A 20218-nucleotide genomic window follows, 5' to 3' on the forward strand; every position below is an offset into this window, starting at 1 on the left:
TGGCAGCCGCTCTGCGAAGTAGTTAAAGTTCGTTGCCCTCAAATCACTTGGGCAGCGGCGCATGAAGCGAGCCGGCAGCTCCAGTTTTTGATACATCTGGTTTTCCGCCCATTCGGTTGCCGGGCTGGTGGCCTCATTCGTAAAGAGTGTCTGGAACGTAAAGTTTCCATCGTCACGCATCCGAATCTGATTGGCCGGTACAACGAAATCTTCCTTTTGCTGCGCTTGACGGTTCAGTTCGTCCAAAATCCGCTTGAAATTTTCTCCTGCATTGTTCATGAAATTCATCATTCATTCCTCCTCAATGAACGTGGTATTTTTTCGTCATGGGACATTCACGGATAAAGCTGCAGGTGGTGCAGCCACTTCCCAATTTGGGCGGGAATGCTACCTCCGGTGGCGTCCCTTTTTTTAGTTCCTGATAAGCGTTTCTCGCCTGATGAATCTGCGTCTTGGCCCAATCGAGGGTTTCTGCAATCGCTTCAGGCGTTACCTGTGCTGTTTTGATTTCATTCTTTCTCGGAAACAGATAAGCGACCTCCGAAGCGTAAAGGCCGGATTGCCATGCGCTCCAAGCATAGAGAAGCAGTTGTTTGGGCTTTTGCATGACCTCATAAACTGCCCAGGATGTTTTCCAGTCGTAAATTGAGAGGGAAAACATATCGTATTGGACAATGAGATCAATCACCACATGGAACAGATCCGTTTCCGTAATGGGAGTGATGATTTCACGCTCGACCGCGACAATTTCCCCTTTGAAAATGTGGGTCTGCAACAGTCGATACGCCTTTATCGCCAACTCCTGCACGTCTTTCGGAATTCCCGTCGGCGGAGGCTGCCGTAAAACAGAAGAAGCAATGACTTCGTGGAATTGCTTCCCGATCGCCATTGCTTCCGTTTCCTTCTCCGGCATCCCCAACACGTACCGGAAATAGTACGCGTGGGGGCAGGAGTCATATTTGAAGAGTCGGCTATAACTCCATTTCCAGGTCACGCCGTTCTCTCCTTCATGTTTTGCAACTCTCGCTGAATGGTCCCTTCCAAATCCGCCGCTTTCTCTTCGTTCCGAATTGCTTCTACAAGTTCGCGAACGATGACATCCGCTCGTTTGGCCCATTCCGCCCACAAATCCTTGGGGAGCTGATGCATCTGCACGGCGCGCTCCCAAAGACTTTCAATGCCAGTATCTCTCTCGGTTTTCCTGACGAAATTCTCCGCGGCTTTTTCATTCGCCAGGTATTTGCCAATTAGAAGGACATGGAACGCTTCCTTCGATTTCTCAGACGTGAATAGTTGCCACTCCCGCCATGCCCACTGAAGAACAGCGCGTGCATAATTCGGGTTGGTGTGAAACATTTTCCCGTCGATCTTCCCGAGAAAGCCCATCAGTTTCCATTGGTGTGCGGAAAGCTTCATTGCAGGATGATCTTCCCATGTCTTTTTCTTCCGCTTTTTCCTTCGGGCGGCTTCATGTTTGGCCTTGTATTCATCGATCACTTCTTGTTCGCCTTTTCCCTCCAGAAGACCGATGAATTTGGCTACACCCCCTTTTTCCTGGCAGCGAAAGCAGTGATACGTATTCTTGACCGGATTCAGGTAAAGATGGAACCCGCGATCTGCTGTACCGACAATCTCTGCGCAAAACGGGCAATGGATGCGAATCTCACCTCTCGGCGCAGCCTTTTGCTGTGCCAAGAGATGGAAACCATTCGCTACGCCAAAGATGTCAGGAAAAATGCTCATGCACTGCGCACCTCCTGAATCTCTTGTCCGCTGCGGCCAGCAATTGCCTCAAAATCTCCCATCGTGCGAGTAAGGAACTTTAACAATTGTCCCCCCATCAAGTTGTTTAAGTCTTGTTGGGCCACCGGATGATCTTCCGGAATCAGGACTTTGCTGCCGTTATGCAGGAACAAAATAAAGCAAGGTGTGTCGTTGATGGCTGTTCCTTGCACATCCGTTACGGTGCCCGTAATCCAACGGGGCGTATCGGACGGAGTGATGGCAGCGTGTTCCTTGTGAGCACCAGATTGATGTTGTGGCGAATGCTTCCCTTCTTGTCCTTGCAGCCGGTTTGACGTCCTTCTGCTTTCGTTCCTGTTGTGACCGGGCGTTCCATTCTCACGTCGTTGGTTGGGTTCATCCGATGGAGCCGCTTCCGCCCAATCTTTCAAGTCCTCAACATCCTGGGTAAAGATACCTGAAGAACGGGTTGCAGAAAGCACAGCGTCAATTAGACCGCGCTTCTTGGCCATCTTCAAAACGGTGTTCCATAATGAGTGGAGATCCTCATTTTCGATCCGGTATTTGATATAGGTTCCGTTTCCGTTCTTTTTCGGAAAACTCTTCTGTACCAAGGAGTTTTTATCAATCCCCCTCGGCAACTCGTTTTCGAAGACCCAACGCCAGCGATATTGACTTTCCATGGTATTGGCTTCCCCAACACCATCAGCAATGGTTACCCCACTGCGACGATGGATCAGGCTAATCGTTACCCGAGCCCGATAGTAGCCGGTATCTCTTTCCGCCGTTTCTTCGATCATTTTTACGATCGGTGAGAACCCATACAGTTCGCATAGTTTTTCGGCACCCGCTTTCAATAGCGTTGGTTTCGCAGTACCTTCCAGAACGCCGTAATCTTGCCCCTCAATCATGACTTCCTTGAAGAATTGCTGCGTCAGATTGAGTTTTTGTTTCATCTCCTGCAAGACAGCGTGCATCTCTTGGTAACTGTAGCCCTCCATCAAGCGAGTTTCCTGTCCATCGATGACCGTCAGTTGGTTATTCATGGAATCTCCTTTCTTCGCCTCTCGGCCAACGTGCTATTGTTTTCTCCCGCACGAGGGATTTTGTGTATACAAAAAGACTTCTCTCGATCCATCAGAGAGAAGTCTTTTTTGTCCTGCGATGACCCATTCCCTAGAACGGCAAATCGTCATCCGTAATATTGATTGGTTTTCCTGAGCCAGCAAACGGATCGGCAAATGGATCTCCAGGGGCAAAAGGATCATGGCTTGGTTGCTGATTACCCGTACGAGTCTCCTCTGCTTTCTCAAGGAAATAAGCACGGTCCGCCACAACCTCCGTCACGTATACCTTTCGTCCTTCCTGGTTTTCGTATGACCGGGTTTGCAGCCTTCCTTCCACCCCAACTTGTCGGCCCTTGCGTAAGTAGGTTGCGCACAGATCGGCAAGTTTCTGCCAGGTGACGATGTTGATAAAATCCGCTTGCCTTTCTCCTTCTTGATTGGCAAACGGGCGATTCACAGCCAACGTAAACGTCGTAACAGCGATCCCGTTTGTCGTGTAGCGCATCTCCGGATCTTTCGTCAGACGACCAATCAAGACGACTCGATTCATTTCTTCTCCTTTCCGCCGATTTCTCGGCCCGTGCTATTGTTGCGCCCGCACGAGGGACAAAAATAAAAAAGACTTCCTAACCTTAGCGGTTGAAAAGTCTTGGTTTCCTGTGCCTGATGAAAAAATCATGTCAGGCTGTATTTACTTACAAACTCCTCCGGGGTCAAAAACTCAATCTTTTGGATGAGTCTTTTCCCCTCTTCATCGGTGACGTAATCATGAAGTGTCGTTAAACTCCGGTCATTGGAGACGACCGCTTGTGCACCACCATCAATTGCGCACTCAATAAACATGGAGTCATCCGGATCGTAGCACCAGGAATACACGGTGGTTGAGCGTACCCTTTTGGCCCGAAGCAAATAAGTCGCCGCTACTCTCAATGGTGGTTTCGGGTTTTGCCCTTTCTTTTCTGCGACGATGACAATTGCGGCAGCAAGCTCTTTCGCCATCTCATCCGTCAGTAGTACCTGATGTTCCCGGATGGACAACGAAAGAGCCCTTTGAGCCATCCTATTTTGTTCCAACGTCGCACGAATGATTGTGCTGGTGTCGATCACCACGTTCATTGTTCCACCACCTTGCGGATGGATCTGCGAACGTCTTTAATGATCGCATCCAGTTCCTCATCGCTTAATGGCTCCGTGTTTGCAGCCTCTTTCCAGCACTCTTCCAGTTCTTTTTCAAGAGTGTCCATGTCATCCCTCTCCTTTTGCATGTGTATCCCACCTCCTTCGATACAACGTCTTTCTACCCATTGTATCTCAGAGGAGATGTCCTGAAAACGCAAAAAGACGTATTACCTCTTTTTGCACGAAACAATCCTGCAAAAAGCGTACTACGCCTATGCTTCAGTCGAGAAAATTTCTTTCGCCAAGTTCCGCAGTCATGCCCAACACGTCTGCAGCTTGCGACCGTTACGAGTCCGTGCCTAGCTCTCTCGTAACCACCATGTCGCCTTGTCTCTGCCAGGAAACGACAAGCACGACATCTTTTCCGCCCATGTTGTCCAATCTGCTTCCCTTCGCAGGATTGGAAGAGGCGCACCATGGGTCAAAGCCTCACACATTCCATCAAGTTCTGCGCTCAACGCAGATCATTAACCTCATAGGGAACAGGTATTGCCAACTACCCAACGGTATGAGGTATCCCGTTTCTTCGCAATCTCCCATGCTCAACATGGTTGATTGTATACGAACCCCTATCCGCTCCACGGAAAAAGCCTCTGATGATTCGTATATTGGACTTGATTTGCCCATATTTTACCTAAGATTTTATCCCTTCGTCAAGAGGGAGAGAGGTACGGGCGTCCAATTGTGTTCCCACTTCATCACCATTCCCTTTTCCCATACGTCCAGGGTTGCGGCAAAGTGTCCCGGCTGAACAACCGATCGAAACGCATCCCAATTTCCTCCGAACCATAAGACCCGCTCCCGTTCGGGAGGGTGGACATCCCCATACAGAATCCGAATGTCCACCAGATCGTCTCCAATCCGGATCGTGCCCCCGCTTGGGTTTGTCTGAATGTCAATGGGCTCCACATAGTCCAACCAGTGGTCCAAGACACGCTCCAGGATCAGTTTTTTTACGGCCTCTTCGCCGGCAACCGGTTCGATGGCGTAAACAGTCAGCTTTTGGTTGTCCTCGGATTGGGCTTGGCCCCGCATAATGATGCCAGCCGACAGAAGCTGCTTGATCGTTTCCCGCGTTTCCCTCTTGGTGGCATGAAACCAGTCTGCAGAAGTGGCCGTGATGATTCCGATGGTTTTCATCCATTCCAGAAGCGGTGAATGAACTTCAAGAGATGAGGTTTGCGTAGGTTCCCAGTTGAATGTCCATGATTTCCCGAACATGTTTTCTCACCCGATCACTCGGGTAATTTCGCCGCTCAACCGCCGCTCTTTGTTGTTGATCCGCTGCAGCTGGATGAACACCACTTGTCCCTCTTTGAGCAAGCCTTTGTGCAGGCTCCGCTTCGGATGCAGGCAGTACACATCCAAGCCAGGCACGAGTTCGACCCAATACCCAGCATCGAATTGCCGTTTAATCACGCCTTTGTACACACCTCGGAGGTTGAACCGTGTGCCAATCAATTCCCATTTGTCCTGGAGAACAGGGGCCACGATGAGCCTAATGGACGAAGCTGGCATTTTCTCGCCTTGATCTTCCCCGGCTGCCGCTTCACTCTGCTGCGCCGCATGCCCATCCCTAATAATCTCCTTGACTTCAACGGTGAGCGTGTGGCCTACCTGATACACGTCTCGCAAATTCTTAAACGGCAATTTCAAGTCGGAATTGGTAAACGAAAATGAGAACCCGGAGGTTTCCACGACGATGCGGTTCTGCGACACTTTCGTTACCGTTGCCGTGTATTGATCCCCTACTTTCATCCGCCGCAAGGCAATTTCCTGCATCAGGTCGATGGCACGGGTACGACTGCACAGCACTTGTTCGGCATCCTGGTCAATATGCAGGATCATGACCGGAATGGTCTGTCCTAGGAATTCATTCATCTCGGACGTTTTTTCCACGCCTGTTTCCATTCGCGGAACGATGCCTTTCACAGTACCAGTCGGCTCTACTTCCAATACCCAGCAGCGAACGGATTCTCCGTTTAATTTGTGTGTCTCCAAGCCGACAACATTTGCCTGAATGGCCATGTTATTTTGTTTGGCTGCGAACAGCTCCGCCCAAAAGTTCTTCTGATCTCCTTTGCGCTCCAAAATGTTTGCCAACATGAACAATTCCTCCTTTTTCACATGAATGTGAGAAAATAAAAATAGCCCTCATCCTTATGGGAGAGTAGCTATGATCATACCTTCCAATATCTTTCTTCTCGCTCGTCCAGAATAAATGCTCCCGTTTTTATGTCCACTCGGAGGAATGGAACGAACGGTACCTCCTCACTGACTTTTGCTGATCGCTTCTTTCGAGTTGCTGGCTTCTGGGTTGCCACCATCTGTTGTTTGTTGACAGCCGCTTGACTTGCCATGCCAAATCTCCACCTTTACCAAATATCTTGAAGCCCCCACTAGGAGAATGCCTCCAGAAGGGTTAAACCCGCTACTATCGTGATTCCTACCAAAACCAGGGTCCAAAATCGCCATTTCATCCAATGGACACCCCCACTTCATTTGAGAGGAAGCCGTATTATCCCGTTTTTCGTTTGGCTTTTCGTAACGTAAACCATTTCTCTTCCCCGGAAAGATTGGCCTGCTCCGGAAACACAATCGTGATCTTCTTTCTCGGCTGATCTCCCTCCTCTTGTGAGACTGCTGCTAATGTCTCCTGTGATTCGGTTGGGGAATCCCTCGCGATCATCTCTTCCTTCCGTTTTCTCGTCACTTTCTCTACCCATGCGAATGGTTTCCGATTTGATTCTTCCTCCTTTCCTTCCGGTATTCGAACCAATTCCCCCTTCACAAGTTTGGGTACCTGTAATTGCCCGTTCTTCACAAGCCTGGCGACAAAGTGATAGGCTGGCAACTCCATGAGTTGTGTCGGGGTAAACCGCGGTACTTCCTTTTCCGTCTGCGTCACTTTGTCCGCCGTGAATGCCTTTATTCCCATATGGGTGTCGTACATTTTGGTCTGATTGACGCGTTTTTCCGTCCCAAATAAGGCACTAAACTTCTTCGCATCCGCTTCGTGTTCGCAGGCGAAAATCAATTTGTTCCGGCAGTTGGTCATAATGGTATCCTCCAACCCGGGATATCCGTCCACCTTCAGTTGGGAAATATTCTGGATGGCGATCGTACACGCGTTTCGATATTTTCGCCCCAACGTCAATAGCCGGCGAAAATCCGGATTGAGGTATTCGGGCAGCTCATCGATGAAGGTGTAATGCGGGCGTCTCGTCCATTGGTTCCCCGGCCGACGGAAAACGGCATTTTGAAACGTCATGATGGCAAACTGACCGAAAATGCTGCTGAGATTCCCCAACTCTCCCAATGCGGAGTTGATGAGAACCACGCCTCCGTTAGCCAAATGCTCCTCAAACCGGACGCTTTCCTCTTTCTTTTTCGTTAGCAGTTTCAACACCAGCTCGTTCCCCACCAAGTCTTCCAACTGCATCCGAAGACCGGTAGAAATTTTGGTGAAGTTTTCACTGTCGAAAACCTCAACCTGAAAAAACTCCACAAGGTCATCTCGCCTGTGTTTTCGTTCATACTCCGTGATGTGTTCCTTCAGCGTTTTGAGATTCCGGAGCGCGCGGACAATATGCAGCAGATCGGCATCGTCTCCGTACAGCCGCTTCAACAGCAAAACCGCATTTCGCGCGGCCATTTCCTGCACCAATGCGAAAAAGGCTTCTTGTTTGCCAAAAAGCCTTTTTAGTACGGTCCTCGTCATTTCCGCAACGACTTGAGGTTCGCCCAGCAACGGGTTCAGACCATCGCTCCCGTGCCACGTTGGATCGACGCGTCGTACCGGGATTCCATAGGCAAGGCACCCCTGGTAAATATCCTCCACAAAGTCACCACTCGGCTCCAAAATCAGCATTCCGACACGGTTTCCCCGCTTATACGACTCCAAGACCTGCATGGCCATGGGAGAGAGCAAGTAACTCGTTTTCCCACTGCCCGTTGGTCCCACAACCAAGGTGTGCAAAAACGCATCCAAGCCGCCATATGTAACAATCATCTTGTTCCCCTCCCCCCTGTTAAAACTCTACCGGATCACCGGACTGCCACTGCACATAGCGGATTACCCGGTTTCGTGCCGCTGCTCGGTAAATCTCCGCCTGTTTTTTCCTCCTTTGAGGTGACCAATCTTCCAAGAACTCATCCGGTTCGTCCAGCACATCCACATACACAGGAGGACTTCGCTCCGGCAGAACAAAATCCGGCTGATACCCCAGCCATTCCTCTGACGGCTCAATCGGACGAAGGATGGTGTACTTTCGTTCCCGCAACAGCATGAGCAATTCCCGTTCTGCTCCGCTGTGCAGCCACCAACCTTCTTCCGTGATATACCACCCCACAACCGGAGCAATAGAACGCGGTTCGTGATAGTCGAAGTTGACGCGGAGCGCAACCAGTTTGCCATCCACACGGTAGCGGGGAATATGGTTTTCGGGAACAAGGACACGGATCAAACACGACCTCATGCCCTCAATCCCCCACCGCTCTCCTCCGATCACTTCTTCCCGCTCACGCAGCCACCCAAGAACCACCTTCCGCCGTTTGGGTAGCCGAAACCGCTCGTTAGGGACGTACCCAAACCAATAAAAATCTTCCGTCCCTATCCAGATCCGGTGATGGGACATGCAATGCCACATGTGGTACAACACGGAGGCTGGTGTCATCTTCTTGCCCCTTCCCTGCAGCTGCTCGACAGCCAGCTTGTACCAGTCGAAGATGAATGAAGGAAACAAGCGATGACGATGCGTTTGTTCTTCCGTTTGGCCCCCGGTTCGATTCCCCGTCTCTCGGCTTTTCCCTGTTTGTGTCCCTGTTTCCGGGAACAACTTGATATGGACGACCAAGCGATCTCCAACCTTTTCGACCGGGCGCCTCTCCCCCGTACTGGACCGTTCTACCTCCCCGTAGTAAGGACAAGCAGGGGAATGTTTGTCGGAGTGTTCAGGATTGTTGACCAACGTATAGCGGCCATAGGGCGTTTTCCGTACATGCATCTCCGCTCGTATGGAATATGCCTGACACGCGCATTGTATCCGCAGCTTTTGTTCATGCCATTGTTTCAATACGGTTTGATCGTAATCTGTGCCGGAACGGAAAACATCTTCCGTTATCAACTGGCCGTTTACAAACAGGTGACTCACCTTCCCGACACCACCCCGTCCAGTCTTTCGGATACGCGTATCAACTGCCTTGCCACATCATGGACGCGTTCCCGCACCACGGCGTCCGTCAGGTTATCAAAAAACGGGAGCAGGTCTTGTTCCAGTCGATTTATCAACTTCTCCGCCTTGTCCAGTTTTTTGATCAACAAGCGGCGCCGCAAATTTCGGGCACTGGATGCTTCCAACGTGGGGGCAACTGCATCAATCGCGGTCTTGGGGATGTCCTTCTCCAGTTCGGTGTGCCATTCTCCGTTTTCTTCTGTCAGCTCCTCCCCCTGCCCCTCATCGGAAACATCTTCTTCCCACTTCTTCATCTCCTCCACGACGTCTTCTCCCACGTCCAACCAATCCAATTGCTCTTCCCGTTGTTCTACCTGCTGCGACCGGCGTTCCCGGATGTATTCCAGCTCACTTCGTATCGCCTGGATTTCTTGCGATCGTACCTCTTTGACATTGAAACGGGTAATGGCTTCGTACAGATGACGCTGTTCTTTTTCTGACAAGGCAGCAAGTTCATTCCCGGCCACCACGCCAATGACGCCACGGGAAACCAGCTCTTGCAGTTCTGGAATCAAGTCCAAGAGTCTGAGCAATCGTCTTGCTGTTCTCTCTCCCTCTCCCACGAGGTTTGCGACGTCTCGGCGTGTTTTTCTATTGTGGTCATCTTGTCCACTTTTTGGCCTCCCCACTGTGATTCCCCAATAGTCGTACAAGACCTTAATCTTACGGGCTTTCCGCATCGGGTCTTTCTCATCCCCGCGACGAGCGTCATTGGCCATAACTAGTAGATACAGCAACTCCTCTTCGGTTGCCGATTCAATCACACGCACAGGTACGTTTTCCATGCCCTTCCGAGCCGCGATCTTCCATCGTTCATGGCCGGATAATGACGTTTTCCCCCGTTACCCATAAGGGCTCCTGAATCCCCATTTCGTCGATGCTGTTCTCAAGCAGCGCGGCCTCTATGGAACCCAACGGGGAATTGAGCATCCGATTGAGTGGATGTTCCCTTAACTCATCCACCCTCCGAAACTCCACTTCTTCCCGAATGAGCATGGTTCTCCCCCCTCCCTTATTCCCCGCCCGGACGGAATGGTTCGCTTGTGATCTCGCTTGTACGATCAACCCCCAACTGGAATTCGATTAGCTCCCAATCTTGTCCCATGGCCTTTTTCACCGAGCGGGTCAACGTCCCCATGGACGACGTTACCCATTGGGGAAGGGCAACAGTAAAGCGGTGACACATCTTGATGCCGGCCACGGCATATAAGACGGTCACCGCTAATGTGATCAACAACCAGTTCATCGACCCATCCCCGTTCCAATACTCCAAGGCCACCTGGTACAAGACGTGACGTACTTCATCCCCCTTCCATCCCATAAGAATCCAATAGGCCGCGCCCATCCACCATCCGGAATAAGACTCCTGTTTTTTCCATACCCACAGAGTTATCCCCAGTATCCACAAAATCCCCAACCAAAGCAAAAGAGGAATCCAGGTCATCGAGAGGGTGTTCGCGAGAACAAAACCTGCTACGACGATGACGAGAAACGATACTCTACCCTCACCCGTCATAATGACCCCTCCGCTTTCCAGGTGTTCCCCCCTGCTGTTCTCATGGCTGCTTCCCATCCGGCGCCGAGACTCAAAATGGCCATTCCTTCATCGTAGGGAAGAACGTACTCCCAATAATCAGGAAGACCCCACTGTTCCATGCACCACCCATTTCGACTGAGAACGATCACGCCGTCCACAACGCCTCGCACCCGACGGGATTCTTCTTTTGCCCGGTAGATCGGCAATCTCCCTCCCTGCGGTTCAATCACGAACAAGGCATACTTTTGCTCTTCCCAAATAAGGATGCCGCCAATACGAGATTGCTCTCGTTCTTGGCGGCCCCACCCGACAAATTCATATTTCGGGATCCATCCCCATCCGGCTTTTTCGCACGCTACCGCTACGTTCATAATCCATAGGCGGTTCCATTGCGCAACTTTGCTGTCATTCCGCCATTCTTCCCATCGGCGAATCTCGATCTCCAACCGTTCTAGGCTCCATCCCTCTACGTCAGCTAACACTTCCAGCCCTTTTTTCAGTAGATACCAACAGTATCCCCTCGGCCACTCCCGGTTGTAGATTGCTCGTTTGGCAATGTATCCGCGCTCTTGTAACGTTGCGATTCGTGTATACCCGTATCTTCGACCGTCAAAAATCCGTTGCCGCAGTACATCTGACGTGCAACCACGATACGCCCATATCATTCGAAACAGTGCAATGTCATTTGTCGTGATTTCTGGTGTTCTCACCAACGTTCCCCCCTTCATCGTTGATGTATGGCTCGCAACCGTCGAGTGCGGAGCACTCTCCCACTTGCTCGCCCGATTTCTTTTACCGATCAACTTTCAGAATAGCCAACATTCCCTCTTTCCACCTCCGTGAAATTACCGTTTTTCCCCAGCATTTTGACCTCTCCCGGCTGCTGGTCACCTGGGCAGATTAGGGGCTTCAGCCTCCGGCCTTAGCCCCTAATCCCACCGGAATTGCCCTTTGATTGCACAACCCCGACCCCCAATCTCCAAAACCCATAGAACGACATGGGATCAGGACACTTTTTTCATATGGAATCTGTCTTTTTGCTCCTTCCCCGTAGTTAACCCCCGAAAGGCAGATATGGAACCAAAGAATCTTCACAACACCCGGCATCTGAATTTTGCTTTCCTTAAATAGCAACGTTCAAACATAGGGAATCAAATGATTCTAACTAACCCCTGTTTTCACCCTCTGTATCGTATGGATTCTAAATTGATTCCATAGGATAGCCGCTAACGTCATGTGGAAATTTCTGTAGATTTTTTTAATTCCATATGAAAGAGCGCTTTGATTCCATACGTATACAACCACTGTTTTTTGGGTTTTACACCGCCAAGAAATCCATTAATTTTCGTCTGGGCAGCACGTACATTTCCGTGAGGGGGTGATCGGCGTTTGGTTCATAGTCAAACAAAAGAGACACCCGACTTTTGTTGTCGTCGGGGATGAAATAAGCGTTTACCAACGCATCGATCATCCACTTGTACACGTGGTTGTCCAGGTCAATGAGAAGATTGGCGGGATAATGGTTCCGAATCCAGACCGCCACGGGCTCCTGGAAGTAGTAACTTCCCACTCCATCCCTCGTATTAAAACCATCCCAAGCCTTCTTGCGGTCCGGCTGCCAGAATGCTCGCAAGGCTTCTTCTGTTCCTACCAACCACTCCTGCTTGATCTGCTCTCGCAGTCCCGGTGCGTGGTTCTTCAATCGACTGAACACGGGAGCCAATTCCGGATAGACCAACCGAAAGCAATGGTCATCCAATGGTTCCAACACCGGTTGAAAGGAGCATGGATGTTCCACGGGATTCCTTTCTTTCATCCATTCCTTTAGCTGATACTGCGCTTGCAGGAGAAGTTCATAGGCCTGTTCCACCCCTGTACGTTCCCACATAAAACCACCTTCTCAATAAATAAATTGGACAGAGGATACCGTCGCCATCCGTTGGGATACTATCGGCATACGTACCGTTCGTTCCAAAATGCTGTATTCTCGGCTCTCCTTCGTCATGGTATTGGATACCGACAGTATCCATAGGGATGCTGTTGGATGCTGTTACTGGTTTTCATGAAGACGAATTTTCCGAAGGGCATCAAAGCGGTTTCCTGATCGTTGGCCAAAGCGATTCGGCTGCTCCTCTTTCTTCCCCTCCTGATTCTCATCATCTTTGGTGACAGCCGACTGTGATCGACTGAACACCGACTGAAATCCTCCCCCAAAACCACCCCCTCCGAATTTGTTCGTTTTCGGCTGATAGGGGTTGAACGTAGACTGCTTCACATTTTTGATAGCGGCAGACACATCAACATCCACTTCCGATTCTTGTTGAACCTGCTCTTGTTTTTCCTTGATCTGTTGAAGTTCTTTCGCCAACTCGGCGAATCGGCTTGGCATTCCCATCCCGGCAAAAAAGGTGTAGATGACTGCATAATTTTCATTCCAGATCGGGTCGCCAAACTTGCCTCTCATCTGCGTGATCGGATTGTAGTCACTGATCACTTTTTTGATCGTTCGTTCCGTGATGACATCCTTGAAAAAGTCCGCGTTGGACGGCCGCAAAATAAAACCGCCGTACATTGTCGCCGTTTGGTACTGGTGTCCGCAAGCAAAGTACCCCTTTTCGATGCTTGCTTTCATCTTGGCTTCCAGTTTTTCGATGGTAAAATCCGGTTCCAACCGTGCTTTCGCTATCGTAAGAAGCTTGCCGGAAAGCTGCATTAACTTGATGAAGTCGGACGGGTCGTAGGTTACGTTGTCGCTCCCAAAGTTGGCCGGGATGAGATTAGCTTCGTGGATGGTACTAATGACCGCATTATTCCCTTCGTCCTTCCAGGACAGGTTCGTATGTTGGAGTGTCCGCGATCCCTTCTTCAATTCAAAATCATGGTAAATCTTTTTGTTGTCGGTTAAAATCACGCTGGCTAACGGTTTGGTGTCAGAGGATTCAAACAACTCTTCCTGTACCTTGAGAAAATCTTGAATCTCCTTTAACAGCAGCAAGGCGTTTGCGATTTCATCCGGATCGTCAAACGGCAGCGAAATGAGTAAGGTGATCGGAACCGGAAAGAATCCTTCTTTGATTAAATTCAGAGTCAAAGAGCCCCAACCGGTTCCCACCCCACCCCCGGCGCCAAGCGAAATGATCAGATGCTCCACATTTGCAAATTTCTTTTCCATGGCCACAGCCAACTGGCTTCTCAATTCATTCGCCTTGGGGTTCAACGTCGGATCGAACAACTCGACCACAAGAGAAGGAGTCCGGGCAGCTCCTTTCATTCCGTCAAAGTGAATGCGATCCTTTTCCGGGATATTTTTCAGGTGAATCATATCCGCCTGGGCAAAGTTGATTGCCAACGTTGGGTAGCATTGTGTCCCATCCGCAAAGCGATAACCGGCAAAGATATCCGCATCCTTGTTCCCTTTTTGGCCGGCGCCTATCACGCCAAATCGCAAGGACACATCTTGGATAAGGCCACTGTTTGTCATGAACTCCAATTCTTTACTGTTCATCAGGCTCATGGTAACCCCCCTCGTTTGAAGTCAGCAACAAATAATCTACAAACGCTTGTCCTTCCGCGGAGAGCGAGTAGAGCGTTTCACGTCTTGGTGTCCTTAACTTCAGAAGTCCTGAAAAATACAACGCTTCTACACAAGCGTGAACAACTGTTTTGCTGTATCTGCTCGTGTCAATGATCGATTGTTTATTGATCTCTCCGCTCTCTCCGATAATGCAAAGAACGTCTTTCATGGGTTCAGTCAGTCGGCTAGAAAACAAGGCATAGTGCTTCGACTCGTACAATCGGGTCATAGATTCACCATTCCTTTAGCTGTCTCCATTTCTTTCAGAAGCCAAAAAGGTAACTCTCGCTTATACATAATGTTTAGCTTTCTCAGCACGGTTTGGCTGTGTTTTTCCGCAGTATAAGGAGAAACTTCCAAATGAACGGCAACTTGGGGGATGGAGTATCCTTGCAGCAGCATGGACAGCACCTTCGATTCTTGGGGAGTTAGGCTATACTTTTCGGAAACTCCGATCATCAGTTTGTCAAGCAACCGGTTTTCTGTCATCGTCAACACCTCCCTATCCGTGATCCGGAATGTACACTGGCCTGTAAGAATCGCTCAAACTGATCGGCCGGCAGTGGTTTGCTGAACAAAAACCCCTGCATGACGTGGCAGTCTTTACGCAAGAGATAGTTTTTTTGTTCCTCTGATTCGACTCCCTCGGCAACAATCTGCAGATTCAATTCATGAGCAAGACGAATTATGGCTGAAGTAATTGGGACTTCCTGCTGGCTGCTTTCCACATCTCACACAAATACTTGGTCGATTTTCAATGTGTCTACTGGAAATAGGCGCAGGTAATTTAGCGAAGAGTATCCTGTACCAAAATCGTCAATCGCGATCTTTATGCCAAGCCCTTTCAACCTGGAGAATGTCGAAAGGGTATGTTCTTGTCGAATCGCAATGTTCTCCGTCAGTTCAATCTCCAAACACTCTGGTGGCAACCGTGTTTCTAGCAAGACATTCAAGATAACCGTAATAAAGTCGGCATGTTGGAAGGAAAGCGGGGAAATGTTGATAGCGATTCGTATTGGGCAATAAGTATCTAGCCACCTCCTCGCCTGTTTGCAAGCAACTGTTAAAACGAATCGGTCCAATTCGGTAACCAGGCCATTGGTTTCCGCCAGTGGAACAAAGATACGAGGCGAAATATCCCCTAACAATGGGTGTACCCATCGTGTGAGAGCTTCCGCTCCAATAACCTGACCTGTCCCAACGTGAACAAATGGTTGGTAATATATCTCGATCCCTCCCTCCTTTCCCGCTGCCAACGCTTTTCGTAATTCTTGTTCGCATATTTTCTTTGCGTACTGGATTACCGGCAGATCCATTGGCCCCTCCTCCATTTCTTTTTCCTTGCTACCCTATAGAAATCGTCGGCAGCAGGATCACGAATGAAAACGCGATAAACGGCGCAAACGGTACATGAACCTGATTCATCACCTTGGAAAAGATGAGCCCCGACAAAAAAGACAATAAGATCAACCAATTTACGAGCGGGAACCCAAGCGCAAATCCCAAAAAGGTAAGGAGTTTCATATCCCCTCCCCCAATGCCGTCTTGCACGAACAATGAGAGTACCATTAGAATAAAGAACACAAACAAACCACCGAATACGGAATACCCCAATTGGTCATGAACGGAATGGTACAGGATCGCAACCACCATAGACGGATAGGTCAACCAATCCGGAATGATCCGCCATTTCCAATCCGTCCAAGCGGCGATCAACAGGACAATGGTAGAGAACCCAATGAGTATCACTTCCTCACCTCATCCAGATTTGTGATGTAAACGTGGCTGATGCCCGTAAGGGAACTTGAGCCGTGATCCCGATGATCTTCAAAGACTTGAACGTGTAGGTGGACGAAACGGCAATCACGCCTTCCTCCCCTTTTGCCAATGGACCAGCTGAAATTGTCAAATCCCATTCAGCAGGGTCCAGTCCGGCATCAGCAAACCGCTGTTGCAAATAGGGGATCGTGCCATCCAACAGCCCCCCATGTTCCCCCATTTTTTGAGTCGTGTCGTTGATACAAACCTGAGCATTCAGCCATTTTCCTCCCCATTGAACAAAGTCGCCCATGAGGATGAAGAACGGGAAAATTAGGGAGAAGATGATCAAATACTCAATACTGATAAACCCACTTTGATTTCTGAGCGTTTTCATTGGAGGATCACGCTCCGAAATTCATGTACTTTCCCAGCATTTCGTACACTGGCGGTATAGTCGGAAAAATACGAGTGGATCCAAGGTAAGGCCATGGAGGCCATACCGAAGATCATCACAGCAGCAACCACCAAGATCACTTTCTTTTCCATCAGAACCGTACCTGATGTATCAAGGTACCACTGGCCGAAAAACCTTTGCATTCGCTTCCTCTCCTTTCGAAATGCATTTCATAAATAGAAAAACCGGGCATTTCTGCCCGGTCCGCCCTTTTTACCAGCTCACTTCTTCGTTAATTTGGCTATTGTTTTTAATGTTGGTGGACGTTTGGTTCCAATAGTCTTTCAGGAACGTATAGCCAAGGCCACTGAATCCAAAAACGCCTACGACAATGACGACCAACAGAATTTTCTTTTCCATCAATACCGTACCACGATCGTTACGGATCAGTTTAAACAAGCCTTTCCCTTTTTGAATCATTTTGTTCCACATAGTAATCCTCTCCTACATATTTTTTTGGTTTGACTTCTTTGGTCGGTTGTACCGTCTCCTCAGGGGGGATCTCTCAACCGAATCCCCCCTTTCAAAAGGCAGGTCCTTTTGACAGCATGCTGACCAAATACAACGCCATCAGCGTGGCAATAAACAGGATACCGTCCAAGGCAATGATCATATTCATCGCCTTTACCTTGGCGGGACGAACTTGCTTTTCGCGCTCCATGAGTTTTTTGTCCAACTCCCGAAACGTCGATTCCATCTGCGCCAAGATTTCCTGTCCATCTTTCCCAGGCCCTACCGTCATGTATTGAGAAAGAGCTGCACTGAACTCAATCAATTCCGGCACTTTTGTACTCCTGGCAAACTTTTGGACGGCCTCCTGCGGTGACAGAAACTCCAAGTCTTGTTTGAGTACCTCCGCGTACGCTTTCAGCCCACTACCTGTTCCGTGTTCGCATGCAATTCGCAGCGCATCCGCAGGGGTTTTCTGCCCCTTGAGCAACAGTCTTACCGTCAATGCAAAGTTGGGTGTTTCCTTCCGTATCTCTTCCCGCAAATTCTTCGCTTTGTTCTTCAATTCTCTCCTCGGTTCGAAGAAAAAATAGACGGCTAAAAAGACACCCAGGACGAGAATGAACCAAGCCTTCATGATCACGTAAACGATGAGAAACAGTAACAGCACACCGACCAAATACACAAACTGTTCAATGACAATCTGCTCGGGCGTCTTCCTCGAATCAGCATCCAGTAGTTCTTGCTCAATCGCAGCTCTGGTTCGCTGCAAGTATTTGTTGGTCAGAGGAAAAAGAAATTCGAATGACCGATGCCATGTTTGATCAGGTTTGACTTCCTCCAAAAGGATCGATGCCCGATAAGTTGACGAAGGTTGAAACAGGTAAAACAGGATGAGAAAAAGGAGGAAGGCTAACAGCCCTCCCCCAAATACAAGGAAGATCAACGATCACACCTCTTTTCGAATGATGAAATAACTCACGATAGGGACAAAAAGAGCAATCCCCAGATACACAGTCAACAGACACTGTCCAACCAAACTTTTTGTGTACACTGCAAATATTTCCGGCTGAAAAAAACGAAAAAATGCCACGGCAGCAATAAACAAATAGGACAGCCAACGATTTTCTCGAACGGCACTTAGCATAGCATTGGCCAGTTCCATTTTTGCCAATCGCTTGGTTTGAAAGTAGGCACCCGCAACCAGTACTCCTTCAGCTGCGCTGTCGCCAACTGATTGACTAATCTCGGCCATCTTCACAAACAAGTTCATTTCGGGTACTTTGAGGCGTTCCATCATCTCCTGTAAGGCGTCCCCAATCAAAACATCGCTGCTGTGGAGCTGATACACACGCATGAACTCGCTTTTCAACGGTTCATCCAGACTCGGAATCGTGGTTTCCAACGCACGTTTCCAGTTTTTTTGAATGCGAAAAGCGGCGCCTAAATTTTGAAGCGCCGGTCCCAATTGCTCTTTCGCCAGATCCCGAATGTGGCGTTCTTTATTTAAATAAAACATCTTCATTGAGAAGTAATTGGCGACCAATACGAGTAATGTGATAAATGGGTTGAGAAAAAGAAAAGATAAGCCAACTCCGATTCCGATAGCAAACCCCCACCATATGACTTGTCTCTGGACCGAAACCCCCAGTCGTTCTCCCTCGGCAAAAAAACTGGTGCGCTCTCTTTTTGCTGGCTTGTTTAATTCAACCCACTTAATCATCTCTCTTTTTCCGAACTCCAACCATAGCAAGAGAAGGAAACAAAATAACACGGCTCCTACGGCCAACAAAACCGCCATGCTCATCGATGTCCACCTCAACCAACGGGTTGGAGATACTTTTCGTATCTCGTTCTTGGAATTTCAGCATGTTGGAACATTTTGACCAAGCGTTCAGAGATGGGGTTGCTGCGAACGAACTCTTTATTTTCCCAGTCGAACTCAAAGATCGGATTCAGGATCAATTCACCATCTTGGTCAACGCCAACAATCTCCACAATTTCAAATACGCGGCGGCGGTCATCTTCGGCAAAGTGCTTCTGCATCATGATAATGTTAAGTGACTTGGATAACAGCCGGTTGGCGTCCTGTTTGGTCATAAACCGTGCCAAAAGCACACTTATCCGTTCTGCCAATTCCGAAGCACTGAGGCCATGCATGGTAAACCATAACGGGTGTCCAATCAAGGCAGCCTCAATCGCCGCCAGGAGGTCCTTCTCTTTGCGAATTTCCCCAATGATCAACCGCTTTGGAGTCTGACGCAAACTGGTAACGACCAACTTTTGGATCACAACGTCCAACGACTCATCTTCCATGATCCGACACTCCTCGGAAATAAAGTGGTAGCCTTCCTCATAGGGATACAACTTTTCCAATCGCATCTCTGCGGTGTCTTCGATAACGATAACCCGTTCGCCTTTTTTAATAAAACCTGCCATCAGTTTAAAAGTAGTGGTCTTACCGGAACCGGTGCTCCCACCCATGCAAATGGAGCATCCCCCTTGAACAATCAGTTTGATAAACTCAAACATCTCAGGCGAAGCTGTTCCTTTTTCCAAAAATTCTTGTTCTGTCAACGTGATCGGAGGAAACTTTCGGATGGTCAAGATGGGCCCTTTCATTTGACTGATGGGTTGCCATACCACATTTACTCGGCATTCACCGATCCGTGCATCCACAATGGGATTTTTATCCGATACAGACTTCCCGCAAGAATTCAGGATTTTGGTGACGATGATGGTCTCCAGGTGCTTCTGATTGTCAAATTGAATCAAATCCTCCGCAGGGCGGTCTTTTCCGTTCTGCTTTACCCACGGCTGATCGTACCCGTTGATCATGATCTCCGTGATGGAGTTGTCCTCTAACGCATCATCCAAAGGCCCCAATGAAAAAATGTCTTTCCAGATTCGGATGACGACATCATCGATGCTCATGCCGGCCACAAACTTTCGTTCGATCTGCAGGTAGTTGCGGATGATCCGCTCTACCTCCGGCTTACGTTTTTTATTGAACAGTGCATCCTGAACGAGTTTGTTATGTTCGTTCATGAGAAAGTTCCGAACTTCATTTCGCACCAATTCATAGTCGGAACTGGTGTGTTCCACACTTTGTTCTTCCTCTGGCCTAGCAGTCTTCGTAGCGGCCTGCTGGCTTTGCAGTTGTTGCAGGTTTACACGTCCTCTATTTAACAAGATTGTTTCATTTGGCATTGTTGATCC

Annotated in this window: 28 protein-coding genes and 1 pseudogene; 1 reads left to right on the forward strand and 28 read right to left on the reverse strand. The window is 49.1% G+C overall.

The annotated features are described in order from the left end of the window. The 3 genes from ACTHO6_RS17950 to ACTHO6_RS17960 form a co-directional block, all read right to left on the reverse strand. Positions 1-288 (reverse strand): hypothetical protein (locus ACTHO6_RS17950; protein ID WP_440243114.1); only part of this gene is annotated, 288 nt, incomplete at its 3' end. Positions 289-301: 13 nt separating this feature from the next. After that, complete coding sequence (locus ACTHO6_RS17955; protein ID WP_238504241.1) at positions 302-994, reverse strand: PD-(D/E)XK nuclease family protein; 693 nt, start codon at positions 992-994, stop codon at positions 302-304. Beyond that, complete coding sequence (locus tag ACTHO6_RS17960; protein ID WP_440243115.1) at positions 991-1497, reverse strand: hypothetical protein; 507 nt, start codon at positions 1495-1497, stop codon at positions 991-993. The genes ACTHO6_RS17955 and ACTHO6_RS17960 overlap by 4 nt, the downstream gene beginning before the upstream one ends. Here ACTHO6_RS17960 and ACTHO6_RS17965 point away from each other — a divergent pair. Then, positions 1471-1761 carry a hypothetical protein gene (locus tag ACTHO6_RS17965; RefSeq protein WP_440243116.1) on the forward strand — a complete coding sequence of 97 codons (291 nt, stop codon included), beginning with the start codon at positions 1471-1473 and terminating at the stop codon, positions 1759-1761. The genes ACTHO6_RS17960 and ACTHO6_RS17965 overlap by 27 nt on opposite strands. On the opposite strand, the gene ACTHO6_RS17970 is transcribed toward ACTHO6_RS17965, so the two are convergent. From ACTHO6_RS17970 to ACTHO6_RS18090, 25 genes and pseudogenes are all read right to left on the reverse strand, one after another. After that, complete coding sequence (locus tag ACTHO6_RS17970) at positions 1740-2789, reverse strand: hypothetical protein (RefSeq protein WP_310764562.1); 1050 nt, start codon at positions 2787-2789, stop codon at positions 1740-1742. The genes ACTHO6_RS17965 and ACTHO6_RS17970 overlap by 22 nt on opposite strands. Before the next feature lie 130 nt (positions 2790-2919). Further along, entirely contained in the window at positions 2920-3360 is a 441-nt protein-coding gene (gene ssb / locus ACTHO6_RS17975; RefSeq protein WP_035298771.1) for a single-stranded DNA-binding protein, read from the reverse strand. 125 nt (positions 3361-3485) lie between these two features. Next, the gene (locus ACTHO6_RS17980) at positions 3486-3926 is read right to left on the reverse strand and encodes a PIN domain-containing protein (RefSeq protein WP_238504238.1); all 441 of its coding nucleotides are present in this window, start codon (positions 3924-3926) and stop codon (positions 3486-3488) included. Continuing rightward, positions 3923-4054 carry a hypothetical protein gene (locus ACTHO6_RS17985; protein WP_269320155.1) on the reverse strand — a complete coding sequence of 44 codons (132 nt, stop codon included), beginning with the start codon at positions 4052-4054 and terminating at the stop codon, positions 3923-3925. Before ACTHO6_RS17985 ends, ACTHO6_RS17980 begins: the two co-directional genes overlap by 4 nt. Positions 4055-4631: 577 nt before the next feature. Beyond that, a complete protein-coding gene (locus ACTHO6_RS17990) occupies positions 4632-5129 on the reverse strand; it encodes a hypothetical protein (RefSeq protein WP_440243117.1) in 498 nt (165 codons plus the stop codon). Between the two features lie 87 nt (positions 5130-5216). After that, a complete protein-coding gene (locus ACTHO6_RS17995) occupies positions 5217-6095 on the reverse strand; it encodes a hypothetical protein (RefSeq protein WP_238504236.1) in 879 nt (292 codons plus the stop codon). Between the two features lie 165 nt (positions 6096-6260). Next, positions 6261-6473 (reverse strand): hypothetical protein, encoded by a 213-nt coding sequence (locus ACTHO6_RS18000; RefSeq protein WP_238504235.1) that lies wholly within the window; start codon positions 6471-6473, stop codon positions 6261-6263. A 34-nt stretch (positions 6474-6507) separates the two neighbouring features. Beyond that, positions 6508-8001, reverse strand: coding sequence for a type IV secretory system conjugative DNA transfer family protein (locus ACTHO6_RS18005; RefSeq protein WP_274388671.1), 1494 nt, complete (start codon positions 7999-8001; stop codon positions 6508-6510). Positions 8002-8020: 19 nt separating this feature from the next. Next, the gene (locus tag ACTHO6_RS18010; RefSeq protein WP_440243118.1) at positions 8021-9142 is read right to left on the reverse strand and encodes a DUF1173 family protein; all 1122 of its coding nucleotides are present in this window, start codon (positions 9140-9142) and stop codon (positions 8021-8023) included. Then, a complete protein-coding gene (locus tag ACTHO6_RS18015; RefSeq protein WP_440243119.1) occupies positions 9139-9756 on the reverse strand; it encodes a hypothetical protein in 618 nt (205 codons plus the stop codon). The genes ACTHO6_RS18010 and ACTHO6_RS18015 overlap by 4 nt, the downstream gene beginning before the upstream one ends. A gap of 280 nt (positions 9757-10036) precedes the next feature. Then, positions 10037-10219: a hypothetical protein gene (locus tag ACTHO6_RS18020; RefSeq protein ID WP_440243120.1), complete on the reverse strand. Its 183-nt coding sequence runs from the start codon at positions 10217-10219 to the stop codon at positions 10037-10039. A gap of 16 nt (positions 10220-10235) precedes the next feature. Then, positions 10236-10739 (reverse strand): hypothetical protein, encoded by a 504-nt coding sequence (locus tag ACTHO6_RS18025; protein ID WP_238504132.1) that lies wholly within the window; start codon positions 10737-10739, stop codon positions 10236-10238. Then, positions 10736-11470: a hypothetical protein gene (locus tag ACTHO6_RS18030; RefSeq protein WP_238504133.1), complete on the reverse strand. Its 735-nt coding sequence runs from the start codon at positions 11468-11470 to the stop codon at positions 10736-10738. The genes ACTHO6_RS18025 and ACTHO6_RS18030 overlap by 4 nt, the downstream gene beginning before the upstream one ends. A gap of 608 nt (positions 11471-12078) precedes the next feature. After that, on the reverse strand, positions 12079-12648 hold the full coding sequence (locus ACTHO6_RS18035; RefSeq protein WP_238504134.1) for a hypothetical protein: 570 nt from the start codon (positions 12646-12648) through the stop codon (positions 12079-12081). A gap of 162 nt (positions 12649-12810) precedes the next feature. Further along, entirely contained in the window at positions 12811-14274 is a 1464-nt protein-coding gene (locus tag ACTHO6_RS18040) for a cell division protein FtsZ (protein WP_238504135.1), read from the reverse strand. After that, a complete protein-coding gene (locus ACTHO6_RS18045; protein WP_238504136.1) occupies positions 14255-14563 on the reverse strand; it encodes a hypothetical protein in 309 nt (102 codons plus the stop codon). The genes ACTHO6_RS18040 and ACTHO6_RS18045 overlap by 20 nt, the downstream gene beginning before the upstream one ends. Further along, positions 14560-14823, reverse strand: a complete 264-nt coding sequence (locus ACTHO6_RS18050; RefSeq protein WP_238504137.1) for a helix-turn-helix transcriptional regulator — start codon at positions 14821-14823, stop codon at positions 14560-14562. The genes ACTHO6_RS18045 and ACTHO6_RS18050 overlap by 4 nt, the downstream gene beginning before the upstream one ends. Before the next feature lie 2 nt (positions 14824-14825). Then, positions 14826-15665, reverse strand: a pseudogene (locus ACTHO6_RS18055) (putative bifunctional diguanylate cyclase/phosphodiesterase). Between the two features lie 13 nt (positions 15666-15678). Then, a complete protein-coding gene (locus tag ACTHO6_RS18060) occupies positions 15679-16083 on the reverse strand; it encodes a prepilin peptidase (protein WP_238504138.1) in 405 nt (134 codons plus the stop codon). 4 nt (positions 16084-16087) lie between these two features. Then, positions 16088-16489 (reverse strand): hypothetical protein, encoded by a 402-nt coding sequence (locus ACTHO6_RS18065; protein WP_238504139.1) that lies wholly within the window; start codon positions 16487-16489, stop codon positions 16088-16090. After that, complete coding sequence (locus ACTHO6_RS18070) at positions 16486-16692, reverse strand: hypothetical protein (RefSeq protein WP_238504140.1); 207 nt, start codon at positions 16690-16692, stop codon at positions 16486-16488. The genes ACTHO6_RS18065 and ACTHO6_RS18070 overlap by 4 nt, the downstream gene beginning before the upstream one ends. A 70-nt stretch (positions 16693-16762) precedes the next feature. Then, the gene (locus ACTHO6_RS18075) at positions 16763-16981 is read right to left on the reverse strand and encodes a hypothetical protein (protein WP_035294754.1); all 219 of its coding nucleotides are present in this window, start codon (positions 16979-16981) and stop codon (positions 16763-16765) included. Between the two features lie 91 nt (positions 16982-17072). Then, complete coding sequence (locus ACTHO6_RS18080) at positions 17073-17945, reverse strand: hypothetical protein (protein ID WP_238504141.1); 873 nt, start codon at positions 17943-17945, stop codon at positions 17073-17075. Between the two features lie 3 nt (positions 17946-17948). Beyond that, a complete protein-coding gene (locus ACTHO6_RS18085) occupies positions 17949-18806 on the reverse strand; it encodes a type II secretion system F family protein (protein WP_238504143.1) in 858 nt (285 codons plus the stop codon). Between the two features lie 11 nt (positions 18807-18817). Further along, on the reverse strand, positions 18818-20209 hold the full coding sequence (locus ACTHO6_RS18090; protein ID WP_238504145.1) for a CpaF family protein: 1392 nt from the start codon (positions 20207-20209) through the stop codon (positions 18818-18820). Between the last annotated feature and the right edge of the window lie 9 nt (positions 20210-20218).

Origin of the sequence: Brevibacillus sp. SAFN-007a (genome assembly GCF_051967035.1) — a bacterium.
Lineage (GTDB): Bacteria > Bacillota > Bacilli > Brevibacillales > Brevibacillaceae > Brevibacillus.